At 67.1% G+C, this 14,845-nt stretch carries 16 protein-coding genes; 13 read left to right on the top strand and 3 right to left on the bottom strand.

The genetic code is table 11. From position 1 onward, the window contains the following. Positions 1–643: 643 nt before the first annotated feature. The gene (locus CFB43_RS10700) at positions 644–1,258 is read right to left on the bottom strand and encodes a hypothetical protein (protein WP_089495028.1); all 615 of its coding nucleotides are present in this window, start codon (positions 1,256–1,258) and stop codon (positions 644–646) included. A gap of 428 nt (positions 1,259–1,686) precedes the next feature. Between CFB43_RS10700 and CFB43_RS10695 the strand changes: the two genes are divergently transcribed. From CFB43_RS10695 to CFB43_RS10680, 4 genes are all read left to right on the top strand, one after another. Further along, on the top strand, positions 1,687–2,001 hold the full coding sequence (locus CFB43_RS10695; protein WP_027787175.1) for a Dabb family protein: 315 nt from the start codon (positions 1,687–1,689) through the stop codon (positions 1,999–2,001). Further along, complete coding sequence (locus CFB43_RS10690; protein ID WP_046545900.1) at positions 1,998–2,477, top strand: PaaI family thioesterase; 480 nt, start codon at positions 1,998–2,000, stop codon at positions 2,475–2,477. The genes CFB43_RS10695 and CFB43_RS10690 overlap by 4 nt, the downstream gene beginning before the upstream one ends. A gap of 173 nt (positions 2,478–2,650) precedes the next feature. Next, on the top strand, positions 2,651–3,610 hold the full coding sequence (locus CFB43_RS10685; protein ID WP_089495301.1) for an alpha/beta hydrolase: 960 nt from the start codon (positions 2,651–2,653) through the stop codon (positions 3,608–3,610). 41 nt (positions 3,611–3,651) lie between these two features. Further along, on the top strand, positions 3,652–4,092 hold the full coding sequence (locus CFB43_RS10680) for a GNAT family N-acetyltransferase (RefSeq protein WP_069248160.1): 441 nt from the start codon (positions 3,652–3,654) through the stop codon (positions 4,090–4,092). Between the two features lie 20 nt (positions 4,093–4,112). On the opposite strand, the gene CFB43_RS10675 is transcribed toward CFB43_RS10680, so the two are convergent. Further along, positions 4,113–4,958, bottom strand: a complete 846-nt coding sequence (locus CFB43_RS10675; protein ID WP_089495027.1) for an NRDE family protein — start codon at positions 4,956–4,958, stop codon at positions 4,113–4,115. A 76-nt stretch (positions 4,959–5,034) separates the two neighbouring features. Further along, the gene (gene ygfZ / locus CFB43_RS10670) at positions 5,035–6,069 is read right to left on the bottom strand and encodes a CAF17-like 4Fe-4S cluster assembly/insertion protein YgfZ (protein WP_089495026.1); all 1,035 of its coding nucleotides are present in this window, start codon (positions 6,067–6,069) and stop codon (positions 5,035–5,037) included. Positions 6,070–6,146: 77 nt separating this feature from the next. Here ygfZ and mltG point away from each other — a divergent pair, with 77 nt between their 5' ends. The 9 genes from mltG to CFB43_RS10625 all read left to right on the top strand — a co-directional run bounded on the left by mltG (position 6,147) and on the right by CFB43_RS10625 (position 14,759). Beyond that, positions 6,147–7,166 carry an endolytic transglycosylase MltG gene (gene mltG / locus CFB43_RS10665; protein ID WP_089495025.1) on the top strand — a complete coding sequence of 340 codons (1,020 nt, stop codon included), beginning with the start codon at positions 6,147–6,149 and terminating at the stop codon, positions 7,164–7,166. Beyond that, the gene (gene tmk, locus CFB43_RS10660; RefSeq protein WP_039367036.1) at positions 7,166–7,786 is read left to right on the top strand and encodes a dTMP kinase; all 621 of its coding nucleotides are present in this window, start codon (positions 7,166–7,168) and stop codon (positions 7,784–7,786) included. Before mltG ends, tmk begins: the two co-directional genes overlap by 1 nt. Positions 7,787–7,805: 19 nt before the next feature. Next, positions 7,806–8,834: a DNA polymerase III subunit delta' gene (locus CFB43_RS10655; RefSeq protein WP_089495024.1), complete on the top strand. Its 1,029-nt coding sequence runs from the start codon at positions 7,806–7,808 to the stop codon at positions 8,832–8,834. 140 nt (positions 8,835–8,974) lie between these two features. Beyond that, on the top strand, positions 8,975–9,754 hold the full coding sequence (locus CFB43_RS10650; protein ID WP_089495023.1) for a TatD family hydrolase: 780 nt from the start codon (positions 8,975–8,977) through the stop codon (positions 9,752–9,754). 43 nt (positions 9,755–9,797) lie between these two features. Beyond that, on the top strand, positions 9,798–10,508 hold the full coding sequence (locus CFB43_RS10645; protein ID WP_089425602.1) for an ankyrin repeat domain-containing protein: 711 nt from the start codon (positions 9,798–9,800) through the stop codon (positions 10,506–10,508). A gap of 119 nt (positions 10,509–10,627) precedes the next feature. Further along, positions 10,628–10,984 carry a Rap1a/Tai family immunity protein gene (locus CFB43_RS10640; protein WP_059506076.1) on the top strand — a complete coding sequence of 119 codons (357 nt, stop codon included), beginning with the start codon at positions 10,628–10,630 and terminating at the stop codon, positions 10,982–10,984. Between the two features lie 89 nt (positions 10,985–11,073). Further along, positions 11,074–12,246 (top strand): mechanosensitive ion channel family protein, encoded by a 1,173-nt coding sequence (locus tag CFB43_RS10635; RefSeq protein WP_089495022.1) that lies wholly within the window; start codon positions 11,074–11,076, stop codon positions 12,244–12,246. Between the two features lie 30 nt (positions 12,247–12,276). Continuing rightward, on the top strand, positions 12,277–13,455 hold the full coding sequence (locus tag CFB43_RS10630) for an AAA family ATPase (RefSeq protein WP_089495021.1): 1,179 nt from the start codon (positions 12,277–12,279) through the stop codon (positions 13,453–13,455). Between the two features lie 239 nt (positions 13,456–13,694). Further along, positions 13,695–14,759, top strand: a complete 1,065-nt coding sequence (locus CFB43_RS10625) for a glycosyltransferase family 4 protein (protein ID WP_089495020.1) — start codon at positions 13,695–13,697, stop codon at positions 14,757–14,759. Positions 14,760–14,845: the final 86 nt, after the last annotated feature.

Raw genomic sequence — 14,845 nt, 5'->3', positions numbered from 1 at the left:
TTCATATGGCGACGTCAGTGCCTTGGTGTTCGAGTTGGCTAACGAGGGAGTGCATGTCCGTTCGAAATCAATGTCATTGAAAAGTGTTAAGAGGTCATCTCTGCTAGTCAGTGCATGCTGGTCTGTGATGCTAATCTTCGCTTTATTTTTTGTAATCAATGTTGCGCATGCGGAGGAGGCAGGCGGGCCAAGTGCGTCGAGGCAAGGTGAAGATGTTCAGGCGAAAAATCCGAACCCGAAAGAGCAAAATCTTGATGGTTGGATAAATTGCAACGATGCCCATCGTTCGAAGCAAGCGTATCATGATGTGACATTCAATAATTGTAATGGCTCTTACGAATTAAAGATCACGCGAGGCGACTACCAGTGTATGTATGGACCCGGAAACCAATCTCTTGATATTCCGGCTGGTTCGGCATATCAAATAAATTTGAGTGATAATGATTCGTGGCCGTCGTGTTCTCAGACGCAGAAATATGTGAAGTGGAGCATTGTTGCCGTGGGTGGGCCAAGTAATCCGGTTGAGTGGCATCACGACTATAATGTTTGGGGGTTTCCGGGGCAGTGGACTTCACAAATTGACAGCGGAGCTATAAATGGTCCGGGCCTGCCCTATAAGGCAACATGTGACGGAACTGATTGCCTACGCACTCCGGCCTACGCAGGTTCCGGTCGACCGCAGGTCATTATCTACTTCAACTGATGCGGCGCGGCCCGTGGGGCTGTTCTGGGTGATGATGCCGGTGCGATTAATCGTGTCGGCATCGCGTTCACGGGCAGGCGGCAGCGCCAATCGAAGCGAGTGCCCTCGATCATGCCGGAGCTGGTCGAGCGCGAACAAGTCGGGATAGCCGTTCTTCTTCAATTCCAGCTCGGCAGCGCAGACCATTTTCTCCATGAGCCGCAGCGTCCGGCGCACGTGCACGACTTCCAACACAAAGCGCTGTTCGATCGTGAGTGCCCGATTTTTCTTGGAGGCGGTCGCGCTCCATGCGTCGCGCAACTCCTCCCATGTCAGGCGTTGGAACTCAGGCAGCTTAGTTGCCTTGTCGGAGCCGCGATCGGGTTCGCCGGGGACGTCGTGGCGCCTGCATTTCATGGTTTCGCGTGCACGCCACTCGTCAGAGAACGGAGCAACGGATGCGCGCGAATTACCCATGCGTCCGGCCCGCATGATCTCCTTGTCGAGCTTGTTTGACAGGCGGCGCAGCGGGGCCGCGTATTGCAGCTCGTCGGCACGATCGAGGTACGCGATCATTCTCGTGGCATTGCCGGTCAGGGTGCTTATCTCACGCAGCGCAATTCGTAGGTGTGGCACTTCGAGAATCAGCCGATGGACATCGGCATACGTCGATCGCGAAGAGATTCGCCTTCCCGGCAATTCTGTACTTGTATCGCTAGAGTTTGGAGCTGGGCGGATTTACCAAGATACAGTCCATAGCCATCAGTAAGTTTGGTAGGCTTGTTGTCTGCCTTCGCTTGTCGGATCCTGATGCCGCTAAGCGGCGCGGTGAAGAAGGGGGTATCGTCCCCGGATGCTTGAAATGATACCCCCGGTAATACCCCTGCTTTCTCGGCTAGACGCATTGTCCGGCGAACGCAAGCGAACGGCCGAAGGGCGTAAGATGCCCGATTGGCAAGGGTGACAGGCAAGTCGCCGAACCGGAACGAACAGGAGCAACCGAAGTGATCCGTCATATCGTCATGTGGAAGTTGAAAGAATCGGCCGAAGGCGCGACGCGCGCGCAGAACGCGCTGAAGCTGAAGGAAAAGCTCGAAGGCTGCCGCGACCTCGTGCCGGGCACGCTGCAGATCGACGTCGGCGTGGCGACGCCCGGCCTCGACGCGACCGCCGACATCGTGCTGGTATCCGATTTCGCGGACAAGGCCGCACTCGATGCCTACCAGGTGCATCCGGTTCACCAGGAAGTGAAGAAATTCGTCGTCGCGGTGGCCGAATCGCGCGAGTGCGTCGACTACATCGTCGACAGCGCACGATGAGCGACGCGGCAACCCCGACGGACGGCCCGTCGATCGAAAGCCCGTTCGTCGACATGCTCGGCGTGCAGCTCGTGTCCGCGAAGGACGGCGCAAGCGAGATTGTGCTGCCGCTCGAGGAGCGGCACATGAACACGTGGAGCATCGCGCACGGCGGCGTGACGATGACGCTCGCGGACATCGCGCTCGCGATGGCCGCACGCAGCCTGACCGACGACGGTATCGGCGTCGTCACGGTCGAGATGAAGGTGAACTTCATGCAGCCGGGGCGCGGCGAGTTGCGCGCTTACGGGCGCGTGATGCATCGCTCGACGACGATGGCCTACTGCGAAGGCGAAGTGCGCGACAGCGACGGCAATTTCGTCGCGAAGGCGCTCGGCACGTTCAAGTACATGCGGCGGCTCGCGGTGGGCCGCGACATCAAGCGGCAACGTTCGCGCACCGCGCCGGACGCCCAGCCCGGCCCGAGCGACGCGTAAGCGCCCGGACGCACGGCGGCCCTGCCTCTTAACCGGCAGGGCCGTTTTGTTTTGCGGCGTGCATCGCCCACCGCGGCATGTCGCAACGTACGGCGCATCACGCCCGCCTGACGCACGCATGGCATCATGCACGCTTGTTCGTTCACGGTGCCCCGCAGGCGCCGTCCTCACCGATGCCGCTGAATCCGAAGATCGCCCAGGTGCTCGACATGATCGAGCGCGCGAAACGTCCGTCCTATCACCACCAGACGCCGCAGCAGGCGCGCGCCGCGTATGAGAAGAGCGCGCCGATCCTCGACGTCGCACCGGCGCCGATGCATTCGGTCGAGGCGTGCGTCGTGCCGACGCGCGATGGTCGGACGATCGGTGCACGGCTGTACCTGCCGGTCGCGCCGAGCCTCGCGGAGCCGCTGCCCGCGCTCGTCTACTACCACGGCGGTGGCTTCACGGTCGGCAGCGTCGATACGCACGACGCGTTGTGCCGGATGTTCGCGCATGATGCGCAATGTGCGGTGCTGTCGGTCGGCTACCGGCTCGCACCCGAACACAGGTTTCCGACCGCGGTGAACGACGCCGACGACGCGCTGCAATGGCTGCATCGCGAAGCGGCCACGTTCGGCATCGATGCCGAACGGCTGGCCGTCGGCGGCGACAGCGCGGGCGGCACGCTCGCGACCGTCTGCGCGGTGCTCGCACGCGATGCGGGCATCCGCCTTGCGCTGCAGATGCTGATCTACCCGGGTGTGACGGGCTTCCAGGACACCGAATCGCACGCACGGCTCGCGAACGGCTACTTGCTGACGCAGGACACGATCCAGTGGTTCTTCACGCAATACGTGCGCGATCGGGCGGACCGCGACGACTGGCGTTTCGCGCCGCTCGACGGCACGCGCGATGCGCCGTCGTTCGCGGGCGTCGCGCCGGCGTGGATTGCGACGGCCGAATACGATCCATTGAGCGACGAAGGCGCCGCGTATGCGGAGAAGTTGCGCGCGGCGGGAAACGCGGTCACGCTGGTCTGCTATCCGGGGATGATCCACGAATTCTTCAAGATGGGCGGCTACGTGCCCGAGGTGCGAGCCGCGCATGCCGACGCGGTCGCGGCGTTGAAGGCAGCATTCGACGACGTTTGACGGTGGTTGTTTGGCGGCGTCCGCGCCGCATGGGAGCTGCGATGACGAATGGCGTGGTGGAAACGGGCGACTGGACGGTACTCGGCGGCGACGCCGCGCGGATCCGCGACGCGGTGTTCGTGCGCGAGCAGCAGATACCGCCGGAATGGGAACTCGACGACGACGATCCGCTGTCGCTCCATGCGGTGGCGTACCGCGTCGATGCGGCGACCGGCGCGCGGCGCGCGGTCGCGACGGGGCGGCTGCTGCCGTCCGGTACGATCGGCCGCGTCGCGGTGCTGGCCGATGCACGCGGGCAGGGCGTCGGGTCAGCCGTGTTGAACGCGCTGCTGGAGGCGGCGCGGCGCCGCGGCGAAATCGTCGTGCGGCTCTACGCGCAGGATTCGGCCGTGTCGTTCTACCTGCGGCACGGCTTCGCGGCGGTCGGTGAACCGTTCGTCGAAGCCGGCGTGCCGCACGTCGAGATGGCGCGCGCGCCGTAGCGCAGCGCCTGTTCGCGCGCTCAGCGCCGCGGCGTCGCGTCGAGGTCGAACGTGAACGCGCGCTCGAACGTGCCCGGGCGAACGGTGCGGTGCGAGCCGTCGTCGTCGCAGCGCTCCTTGATCTCGACCGTCAGCCGCACGCCTTCCTTCATCGTGACGCGCAGCGCAGTCGTGCCGCGCGTACCGTATTCGGGTGTCTCGATAAATGCAGCCGACAGCGCACGCTCGCGCTCGATCGGAATGCCGGTATGCGGCAGTGCGTCGTCGTCCGCGACATGCGGGTCGCGCATCAGCGCGATCAGTTCGTCGAGCGACGGGGTCGGATTGTCGGTGAGCAGCGTGCCGAGCTCCGCGCGCTTGCGCACCACTTTCGGCCAGGGCGTATCGAGCCGCGCATTCGACAGCGCATGCACGCCGGGCGCGATCGCGACGGGCGCGGCGACACTGCTTTCGCCTTCGGGCGCGCGATTGCAGAACCACGCGAGCTCACGCCGTCGCCAGTCGCCGACGAGCAGGTTGAAGCCGTTGTAGACGGCCGCATGCTCCGCGAGCTGTCCGAGGTAGTCGAGCGGCGCGACGGACGGGCCGCCGAGGAAATCGGACACGAGCTTGCCCCGGGTCGGTGCGCCCGCGCGGATGTCGAACGGCGCGCGGTAGTTCGTCAGCGCGGCGAAGCGGCCGTCGCGCGATACGCCGAGCCACGTGCCGCCCGCTTCGAGATCGCGGCCGGCCAGCACGCCCGGTACATCTTCCCACCACGAGAGCGGCGCGCTGGTTCGACGAAAGAACTCGTCACGGTTGGCGGTGAGGGTAAAGACGGGACCGGCGGCGGCATCGGGCTGCCAGTCGAAGGCAATCAGACACATCGGGCGAATCTCTCGCAGGAAACATCGGGCGCCGGCTGCGACTCGCGAGCCGGCGCCCGAACGGGTTGTCAGTGCATCACGCTTCCGTCGGCCACGCGTACGGCAGCGTATCGAATGCGAGCGCCGGGCCGTCGGCCGCACCGAGGTGCACCGTGCCGTTGTCGAGCGCGGCGAGCTTGATCTCGACGAGCGCGTCGACCCCGCCCGCGGGCGCGGCCGCCGCGTTGACGATCATCCCGCAGGGCTGGCCGGGATCGTCGCTGTGGAACAGCTCGACGCCGGCATGCACGGTATCGGTCTCGCCCGCGACGTGCGCGAGCGCCGTGCGGCGCTTGATTGTGCCGCGGTACTGGCTGCGCGCGACGATTTCCTGGCCCGGGTAGCACCCTTTGCGAAAGTTGACGGCGCCGATCACGTCGAAGTTGACCATCTGCGGCACGAACTGTTCGACGGCAGGCTGCGTGATGCGCGGTTCGCCCGCGCGGATGTCGAGCCAGTCCCACACGGCCGGCGACACGACCGGCAGCGACCCGCCGAGCGCGGCGATGCGCGCGTCGACTTCGGTGCGCGGGCCGATCCACAGATAACGCTTGCGACCGGCTGCGTCGGGTACGCGGATCAGCGTGCCGGCGGGGCCGTCGACCTTCACGTGCACGCCGTCCGGCAGCGCGTCGAAGATGCCCGACAGCGCGTCGCGCACGTCGCCCGCGAAACCGACCACCGCGAGCGTGTCGCTCGCATCCGTCAGCTTCGCCTTGGCGCGCAGCACGAACATCGACAGCCGCTTCTGCACGGCGGCCTGCACGTCCTTCGACACCAGCAGGCGCACGCCGTGGCCGGCGCGCCACGCGAGGAACGAGCCGAGGAGGCGCCCCTTCGGCGAGCAGTAGCCGGACAGCCGCGCGCTCGCGGCGTCGAGATGTTCGATGTCGTTGGTGAGCTGGCTGTGCAGGAACGTCGCGGCATCATCGCCGGCCACGTCGATCACGCCGAACTGCGGCAACGGCATGCATGCGCCCGGCGCATCGAAATCGGCGGCGGACGGGCGGGGGAAAACGGGGAGCGAGGCGGGTGCGGCCTGGACTGCCGGTGAAGCGAACGGTGTGCTCATGGAATGAGGGAACAGTCAACCCTGACTTTGACGGAGGCGAGCAAGTATTATATGGGTCTTACCTGAGTCACGTTTCCATGTCCCTACTGAAGAAATGCGCCGCGACGATCGTGGCGCTGGCCGTCGTCGTGGCCGCTGCCGGCGCGGGCGGCGGATATTACTGGGCAACCCGGCCGCTGCTGCTGGGTTCGGCATCGCTCGACGTCACGATCAAGCCGCGCAGCAGCGTGAAGAGCGTCGCGCTGCAGTTGAAGCGTGGCGGCGTGCCGGTCGAGCCGCTCGGCTTCGTCGCGATGACGCGCGTGCTCGGGCTGTCGAGCCGGCTCAAGTCCGGCAACTACGAATTCAAGACCGGCATCACGCCTTACGAGGTGCTGCAGAAGATCGCGCGCGGCGACGTGAACGAGTATGTCGCGACGGTCATCGAAGGCTGGACCTTCAAGCGGATGCGCGCGGAACTCGACGCGAACCCCGATCTTGCGCACGCGACGGCCAGCATGAGCGACGCCGAGCTGCTGCGCGCGATCGGCGCGCCGGAAAGCGCGGTGCAGCGCGGCAGCGGCGAGGGGCTGTTCTTCCCCGACACCTACCTGTTCGACAAGGGCACGAGCGACCTGAACATCTACCGGCGCGCGTACCATCTGATGCAGGCGCGTCTCGACGAGGCCTGGGCCGCGCGCGTGCCGGGCCTGCCGTACAAGACGCCTTACGAAGCGCTGACGATCGCGTCGATCGTCGAAAAGGAAACGGGCCATGCGGCCGACCGCGCGTTCGTCGCGGCCGTGTTCGCGAACCGGCTGCGCATCGGCATGCCGCTGCAGACCGATCCGTCGGTGATCTACGGGCTCGGCGATGCGTACGACGGCCGCCTGCGCAAGCGCGACCTGCAGGCCGACACTCCTTACAATACCTACACCCGACGCGGGCTGCCGCCGACGCCGATCGCGTTGCCGGGCGTGGCCGCGCTGCAGGCGGCGATCAATCCGGCACCGACGAGCGCGCTCTATTTCGTCGCGAAAGGCGATGGCACGAGCGTGTTCTCGGACACGCTCGGCGACCACAACAAGGCCGTGGACAAGTACATACGAGGTCAATAATGGCGAGCGGTAAATTCATCACGTTCGAAGGCATCGACGGGGCGGGGAAGACCACCCACCTGCAATGGTTCTGCGAACGCCTCCAGGGCAAGCTGGCCGCGGCCGGTCGGCAAGTCGTCGTCACCCGCGAGCCGGGCGGCACGCAGCTCGGCGAGAAACTGCGCGAGATCCTGCTGAACCAGCCGATGGATCTCGAGACGGAGGCGCTGCTGATGTTCGCCGCGCGCCGCGAGCATCTCGCGCTCGTGATCGAGCCGGCGCTCGCGCGCGGCGACTGGGTCGTATCCGACCGCTTCACCGATGCGACATTCGCGTACCAGGGCGGCGGCCGCGGGCTGCCGCGCGACAAGCTCGAGACGCTCGAGCGCTGGGTGCAGGGCGGGTTCCAACCCGATCTGACGGTGCTGTTCGACGTCGCGCCGCAAGTCGCGAGCGAGCGCCGCGGTGCCGCGCGCATGCCCGACAAGTTCGAGAGCGAATCCGACGCGTTCTTCTCGCGCACGCGCAGCGAGTACCTGCGGCGCGCGGAAGAGGCGCCGCACCGCTTCGCGATCGTCGATGCGACGCAGACGATTCCCGAGATCCGCCAGCAGCTCGAACGCGTGCTCGCCGCGCTGTAATTCGCAAGGAACGCACCCCATGATCTATCCGTGGCAAACCGACGACTGGAACCGCCTGCAGCAACTGCGCGCGCAATGGCCGCACGCGCTGCTGCTGCATGGCCAGGCCGGGATCGGCAAGCTGCAGTTCGCGCAGCATCTCGCGCAGGGCTTCCTGTGCGAATCGCCGCGGCCGAACGGCGAGCCGTGCGGCGCCTGCGCGGCCTGCACGTGGTTCTCGCAGGGCAACCATCCGGACTACCGGATCGTGCTGCCCGAGGCGTTGGCGGGCGAGGCGCCGGGCGCTGCGGACGACGCGAAGGCGGCCGACGCGGACGAAGGCGGCAAGAAGACGCGGGCGCCGAGCAAGGAAATCAAGATCGAGCAGGTGCGCGCGCTGCTCGACTTCTGCGGGGTCGGTTCGCACCGCGGCGGCGCGCGCGTCGTCGTGCTGTATCCGGCCGAAGCGCTCAACGTCGCCGCGTCGAACGCGCTGCTGAAAACGCTCGAGGAACCGCCGTCCGGCGTCGTGTTCCTGCTCGTGTCGGCGCGCATCGACCGCCTGCTGCCGACCATCGTCAGCCGCTGCCGGCAGTGGCCGATGGCGGTGCCGGCGCCCGACGCGGCCGCGGCCTGGCTTGCCGCGCAGGGCGTCGATCACGCGCCGGCGCTGCTCGCCGAGGCCGGCGGTGCGCCGCTCGCCGCGCTGGCGCTCGCGAGCGACGAGAACCGCCCGCTGCGCGACTACACGCTCGGGCAGCTCGCGGCCGGGGCGGCCTGCGACCCGTTCGCATGCGGCGAGACGCTGCAGAAACTGCCGGTGCCGCTGGTGCTCGGCTGGCTGCAGCGCTGGCTGTACGACCTGCTCGCCCAGCGGATGGCGGGCGCGCCGCGCTACTTCCCGATGCACGCGGCGGCGCTCGCGCGCTGCGCGGAAGCGGTCGATGCGAACGCGTTCGCCCGCTTCATGAAGGCCGTGACGCGGCAGCGGACGGTCGAGAACCATCCGCTCAACGCGCGGCTCGTATTCGAGGAACTGTTTCTCGGATATCGGGAAATGTTCGCGTGATCCGGCATTGTTTCTCGCGGGTTGCGAAACGATGACGGGCCCACGCCGCGACGCGACCGTGGCCGTCCGGCCCGCGAACGCCGCCCGTTGCCGCATGCCGGTGCGCGCATGAGCGCCCGCCTTACGTATTAGGAAACACGATGTTCGTCGACTCTCACTGCCATATCAATTTCAAGGGCCTGGCCGACCGCCTGCCGGCCGTTCTCGAGAACATGCGCGAGCACGACGTTACGCACGCGCTGTGCGTGTCGGTCGATTTCGAGACGCTGCCGGAGGTCCTGGCGATCGCGGACGCGCACGACAACGTCTATGCGTCGGTCGGCGTGCATCCCGATCACGAGGACATGCACGAGCCGACGCTCGCGGAGCTCGTCGAGCTGGCCGCGCACCCGAAGGTCGTCGCGATCGGCGAAACGGGCCTCGACTACTACCGGCTCGAAGGCCGCTCGATCGACGACATGGAATGGCAGCGCGAACGCTTTCGCACGCATATCCGCGCGGCGACCGCGACGATGAAGCCGCTGATCATCCACACGCGCTCGTCGTCGGAAGACACGCTGCGGATCATGGCCGAGGAACGTGCGGGCGTGCCGGGCGGCGTGATGCACTGCTTCACCGAGCCGTGGCCGGTGGCCGAGCAGGCGCTCGCGCAGAACTTCCATATCTCGCTGTCGGGCATCGTCACGTTCAAGAATGCAACCGACGTGCAGGACGTCGCGCGGCGCGTGCCGCTCGACCGGCTGCTGATCGAGACCGACTCGCCGTACCTCGCGCCGGTGCCGTATCGCGGCAAGCCGAATGAACCTGCGTACGTCAGCCATGTCGGACGCTTTATCGCATCCGAGCGCGGGATCGCCGTCGAGGCGCTCGCCGATGCGACGACGCAGAACTTTTTCCGGCTGTTCAAGATCGCCCGCTAACGACGGGTGCGCAGCCGACAACCCAGGGAAGGAGCCCACAACAATGACGAAGCCGACCAACCATCTGCCGAAACGTGCACTCGTTGCCGCCGCGCTCGTCGCGAGCGGCCTGTTCGCGGCAGCCGGCGCGCATGCCGAATCGCTCGATGCGATCGTCAAGGCCGTCAAGTTCGACGACATCGCCGACATCGGCAAGCAGCTCAAGAGCGGTAAGCTCGACCCGAACACGATCGCGCCGAACGGCGACCCGCTGATCGTGATCGCCGCGCGCGAGAAGTCCGACAAGGTCGCGGCGGCGCTCGCCACGACGCCGAACGTCGACCTCGAGAAGGAAGACAAGGCCGGCGAAACCGCGCTGATGCTCGCGTCGCTGAACGGCGACGTCGGCCTCGCGAAGCTGCTGATCGACAAGGGCGCGGAAGTCAGCAAGAAGGGCTGGGCGCCGCTGCACTACGCGGCCACCAATGGCCAGGATGCAGTGGTGAAGCTGCTGCTCGACCACGACGCGTACATCGATACCGCCTCGCCGAACGGCACGACGCCGCTGATGATGGCCGCACGCGGCAACCATCCGTCGACGGTCACGCTGCTGCTCGACCAGGGCGCCGATCCGCAGGTGAAGAACCAGCTCGGCATCACCGCGCTCGAATTCGCGAAGCACTACAACGCGCCGGACGCGATCGAGATCCTGAGCAAGCGGACGACCCGCATCGGGGCATCGACGCCGGCAGAGGCGCAAAAGAGTGCAAAATGACGGTTTTCGGTGCGGCAGACGGTGCCCGCCCGGCCGGATTCCGGCCGGAGCAGGGCGTCCCGGCGCCGCGCCGGCCAAGGCAGCAGGCGGTCTCGGGCCGCATTGACATAAGGAACACCATGTTGCGCGCAATGTTTTGTGCCGCGGCGTTTGCCGTGCCGTTGTCGGCGGCGGCTTTCACGGGCGCTGATCTCGACCGGCTGTGCGCGAAGACGGACGTCAAGTCGCGGGCGTCGTGCGCGGCCTACATCGAAGGCGCCGCCGACGGCGTCTACAACACCATCGATGCGATCGGCGGCACGACGGGGCCGCGGGTCGGCCAGTATTTCTGCCTGCCGCCCGACATCCGGGCGCAGCAGATGACCGACGCGGTGCGCAAGTACATCGCGGAAAATCCGAAGCTGGCCGACTACAACGCGAGCACCGCGGTGTCGCTCGGTCTCGGCAAGGCGTTTCCCTGCAGGAGCGGCAGCTGACCTGACGCCGTGTCCGGGCCCGCGCGCGGGCCGGGCGTCGCCGACGCATCCAGGACGAGGCGTGCGCGCCTCATTACCCAAGGGCGCCGATGATTTCAATCGAGGAACTGCAGCGCATCACCGATGCGCCGCTGCATTCATGGCTCGGCACGCTGGCCGTGTCCATCATCGTCTTGCTGGTCGTCACGGTCGTGCACCGTCTCGGCGCACGCATCGTCAAGCGCATCGCGCAGCCGTATCCGTTGATGAGCGCGATCCTGCGCTACATCGACCGGCCGTCGCTCGTCGTGCTCGCGCTGCTTGCGCTCGAATTCCTGTGGGTCCAGGCCGACGACGGCATGTCGTTCGTGCGCGGCATGCGCACGGCGGCGGCGGTCGGCTCCATCGTTTCGCTCACGTGGCTGCTGGTGCGGCTGGCGGCAGGCGTCGGCGACGCCATCATCCAGGCGCATCCGATCGATACGGCCGACAACCTGCAGGCCCGGCGCATCCATACGCAGGCCAAGGTGCTCGTGCGGACCGTGATGGTGCTGATCGTGATCATCGGCACCGGCGCCGCGCTGATGACGTTCCCGAACGTGCGCCAGGTCGGCGCGAGCCTGCTGGCGTCGGCCGGCGTCGCGGGCCTGGTCGCCGGTATTGCCGCACGGCCGGTGCTCGGCAACCTGATCGCCGGGCTGCAGATCGCGCTCACGCAGCCGATCCGGCTCGACGACGTGGTCGTGATCCAGGGTGAGTGGGGGCGCATCGAGGAAATCACCGGGTCGTTCGTGTCGGTGCGGCTGTGGGACCAGCGGCGCCTCGTCGTGCCGCTGCAGTGGATCATCGAGAACCCGTTCACGAACTGGACGCGCAGCAGCTCGGAAATCATCGGCACGGTCTATCTGTCGGTCGATTACCGCACGCCGCTCGCGCCGTTGCGCGAGGAGCTCGCGCGGCTCGTCCACGCGGCGCCGGAGTGGGACGGCCGCGTGCAGGTGCTGCAGGTGACCGACGCGACGGAGCGCACGATGCAATTGCGCGCGCTCGTCAGCGCGGCCGATTCGTCGTCGTGCTGGGACCTGCGCTGCCGCGTGCGCGAAGGGTTGATCGCGTACCTGCAGGATCGCTATCCGCAATGCCTGCCGCGCAGCCGAATGGAACTGTATCCGCACGATGCCGCGCCGGATGCGCCGAATCCCGAACGGCCGCACGCGCGCTCGCCTGCCGCCAGCACGGCGGCCAATACCGCGGCCGACCCGCAGACCGCCGAAGGCCGCTGACAGCGGCCCGCATGCTCATCCTCCATCGTCATGACCGCGCTGAACACGCTCGCCATCGCCAATTACCGCTCGCTGCGCGAGCTGATCGTGCCGCTCTCGGCGCTCAACGTCGTCACGGGGCCGAACGGCAGCGGCAAGTCGAGCGTGTACCGCGCACTGCGGCTGCTCGCCGACACCGCGCAGGGGCGCGTGATCCCGTCGCTCGCCCGCGAAGGCGGGTTGCCGTCGACGCTGTGGGCCGGCCCCGAGCGCTTTTCGCGGGCGATGCTGGACGGCGACGCACCGGTTACCGGCACGGTGCGCAAGGGGCCCGTGAGCCTGAAGCTCGGCTTCGCCTGCGACGATTTCGGCTATGCGATCGATCTCGGCATGCCGGTGAAGAACGACGCGACGCAGTTCTCGCTCGATCCGGTGGTGAAGCGCGAGTGCATCTGGGGCGGCGCGATGTTGCGCCCGTCGACGCTGCTGGTCGACCGTCAGGGCGCGCAGATCCGCGCGCGTACCGCGTCGGGCGACTGGCAGACGATTCCGCAGCCGGTGGCGAGCTTCGACAGCATGATGACCGAGTTCGCCGATCCAACCGGCGCGCCCGAGATGATCGCGGTGCGCGAACGGATCCGCTCGTGGCGCTTCTACGATCACTTCCGGACCGATGCGCAGGCGCCGGCGCGACAGTCGCACATCGGCACCCATACGCCGGTGCTCGCGGACGACGGCGCCGACCTGGCCGCCGCGTTGCAGACGATTCGAGAGATCGGCGACGGCGCGGCACTCGATGCGGCGCTCGACGACGCGTTTCCCGGCGCGTCGGTCGAGATCGACAATCCGGGCGGCCGTGGCCGCTTCGACGTGCTGATGCGCCAGCCGGGGCTGTTGCGGCCGCTCGCGGCGGCCGAGCTGTCGGACGGCACGCTGCGCTACCTGCTGCTCGCGGCCGCGCTGCTGACCCCGCGGCCGCCGGCACTGATGGTGCTGAACGAACCGGAGACGAGCCTGCACCCCGATCTGCTGCCGGCGCTCGGCCGCCTGATCGCGCAGGCGGCGCAGCGTTCGCAGGTGCTCGTCGTGTCGCACGCGGCGCGGCTCATCGCGACGCTCGAGCGCGAGGCCGGCTGCGAATCGCTGGTGCTCGACAAGCAGCTCGGCGCGACCGGGCTCGTCGATGCCGATACGCGCGACCTGCCGCCATGGAAGTGGCCGTCGCGCTGACGGGCAGGGCGGCGGCACGCGTTCGGGCGCGATCGTCGCATAGGGGGCCGGATCGGCCCGAAACGCGGAATGTATCCTGCCTGTAACAACACCCATAAAATGAAAGACGGGCGGTTCCGCGCAGCGGGATCGCGAATAATGAAGGGATATCCGGCTGGCGCTGCATGGGGGGCCGGGGCGTGAAAGCCCGAAGGCCCGCCGGCCGTGACGCAACGGACAGGACACAGGAGACGTGGACCATGAGAATTGCCCAGATCGCGCCGCTGACCGAATCGGTGCCGCCGAAGCTGTACGGCGGCACGGAGCGCGTCGTGTCCTACATCACCGAGGCGCTCGTCGAGCTTGGCCATGATGTGACGCTGTTCGCGAGCGGCGATTCGACGACGCGGGCGAAGCTCGAGCCGGTCTGGCCGCGCGCGCTGCGGCTCGATTCGTCGATCCGCGACCGGGTCGCGCCGCACATGCTGCTGATGGAGACGGTCGCGCGCCGCGCGAAGGACTTCGACGTGCTCCATTTCCACATGGACTACTACTCGTTCTCGGTCTTCAACCGGCAGGAAACGCCCTACGTGACGACGCTGCACGGCCGGCTCGACCTGCCCGAGCAGCAGCCGGTGTTCGACACGTTCAACACGGCGCCGGTGATCTCGATTTCGAACGCGCAACGCCAGCCGCTGCCGCAGGCGAAATGGTTGACGACGGTCTACCACGGGCTGCCCGATACGCTGTACATGCCGCAGCCGGTCGAGCCGCGCTATCTCGCGTTCCTCGGCCGCATTTCGCCGGAGAAGCGCGTCGACACGGCGATCCGCATCGCCCGCCAGTGCGGGCTGCCGATCAAGATCGCCGCGAAGATCGACGCGGCCGACGAGGAATACTTCGAGCGCGAGATCAAGCCGCTCTTCGCGCTGCCGCACGTCGAATTCATCGGCGAAATCGCCGATCACCAGAAGGCCGAATTCCTGTCGGGCGCGCATGCGCTACTGTTCCCGATCGACTGGCCGGAGCCGTTCGGCCTGGTGATGATCGAGGCGATGTCGTGCGGCACGCCGGTGATCGCGTTCAATCGCGGCGCGGTGCCCGAAGTGGTGGACGAGGGCGTGTCGGGTTTCATCGTCGAGGACGAAATCAGCGCGGTGGCCGCCGTGAACCGGCTGCACCTGCTGCCGCGAGCGCGCGTGCGGCAGCGCTTCGAGGAACGCTTCACGTCGCGCCGCATGGCGCAGCAGTATGTCGACGTCTACCAGTCGGTGATCCGTGCGCAGAAGCGCGCACGCTTCAAGGTGATCGACTCGACGACCTGACGCGCGACGCGCACGACGCGCGCGGATGAAAAAACGGCGATGCCCGCAAGGACATCGCCGTTTGTGCATGGCCTGCGCGCGGTGCG

Origin of the sequence: Burkholderia sp. AU15512 (assembly GCF_002223325.1) — a bacterium.
GTDB lineage: Bacteria > Pseudomonadota > Gammaproteobacteria > Burkholderiales > Burkholderiaceae > Burkholderia.
This window is presented reverse-complemented; position numbering and strand designations above follow the sequence as displayed.

What these genes read in the sequence shown, in the direction of transcription:
- CFB43_RS10700 (WP_089495028.1), bottom strand. Translation starts at nt 1,258, where the DNA reads ATGATCGCGTACCTCGATCGTGCCGACGAGCTGCAATACGCGGCCCCG.
- CFB43_RS10690 (WP_046545900.1), top strand. Translation starts at nt 1,998, where the DNA reads ATGAGCGACGCGGCAACCCCGACGGACGGCCCGTCGATCGAAAGCCCG.
- CFB43_RS10685 (WP_089495301.1), top strand. Translation starts at nt 2,651, where the DNA reads ATGCCGCTGAATCCGAAGATCGCCCAGGTGCTCGACATGATCGAGCGC.
- CFB43_RS10680 (WP_069248160.1), top strand. Translation starts at nt 3,652, where the DNA reads ATGACGAATGGCGTGGTGGAAACGGGCGACTGGACGGTACTCGGCGGC.
- CFB43_RS10675 (WP_089495027.1), bottom strand. Translation starts at nt 4,958, where the DNA reads ATGTGTCTGATTGCCTTCGACTGGCAGCCCGATGCCGCCGCCGGTCCC.
- ygfZ (WP_089495026.1), bottom strand. Translation starts at nt 6,069, where the DNA reads ATGAGCACACCGTTCGCTTCACCGGCAGTCCAGGCCGCACCCGCCTCG.
- mltG (WP_089495025.1), top strand. Translation starts at nt 6,147, where the DNA reads ATGTCCCTACTGAAGAAATGCGCCGCGACGATCGTGGCGCTGGCCGTC.
- tmk (WP_039367036.1), top strand. Translation starts at nt 7,166, where the DNA reads ATGGCGAGCGGTAAATTCATCACGTTCGAAGGCATCGACGGGGCGGGG.
- CFB43_RS10655 (WP_089495024.1), top strand. Translation starts at nt 7,806, where the DNA reads ATGATCTATCCGTGGCAAACCGACGACTGGAACCGCCTGCAGCAACTG.
- CFB43_RS10650 (WP_089495023.1), top strand. Translation starts at nt 8,975, where the DNA reads ATGTTCGTCGACTCTCACTGCCATATCAATTTCAAGGGCCTGGCCGAC.
- CFB43_RS10645 (WP_089425602.1), top strand. Translation starts at nt 9,798, where the DNA reads ATGACGAAGCCGACCAACCATCTGCCGAAACGTGCACTCGTTGCCGCC.
- CFB43_RS10640 (WP_059506076.1), top strand. Translation starts at nt 10,628, where the DNA reads ATGTTGCGCGCAATGTTTTGTGCCGCGGCGTTTGCCGTGCCGTTGTCG.
- CFB43_RS10635 (WP_089495022.1), top strand. Translation starts at nt 11,074, where the DNA reads ATGATTTCAATCGAGGAACTGCAGCGCATCACCGATGCGCCGCTGCAT.
- CFB43_RS10630 (WP_089495021.1), top strand. Translation starts at nt 12,277, where the DNA reads ATGACCGCGCTGAACACGCTCGCCATCGCCAATTACCGCTCGCTGCGC.
- CFB43_RS10625 (WP_089495020.1), top strand. Translation starts at nt 13,695, where the DNA reads ATGAGAATTGCCCAGATCGCGCCGCTGACCGAATCGGTGCCGCCGAAG.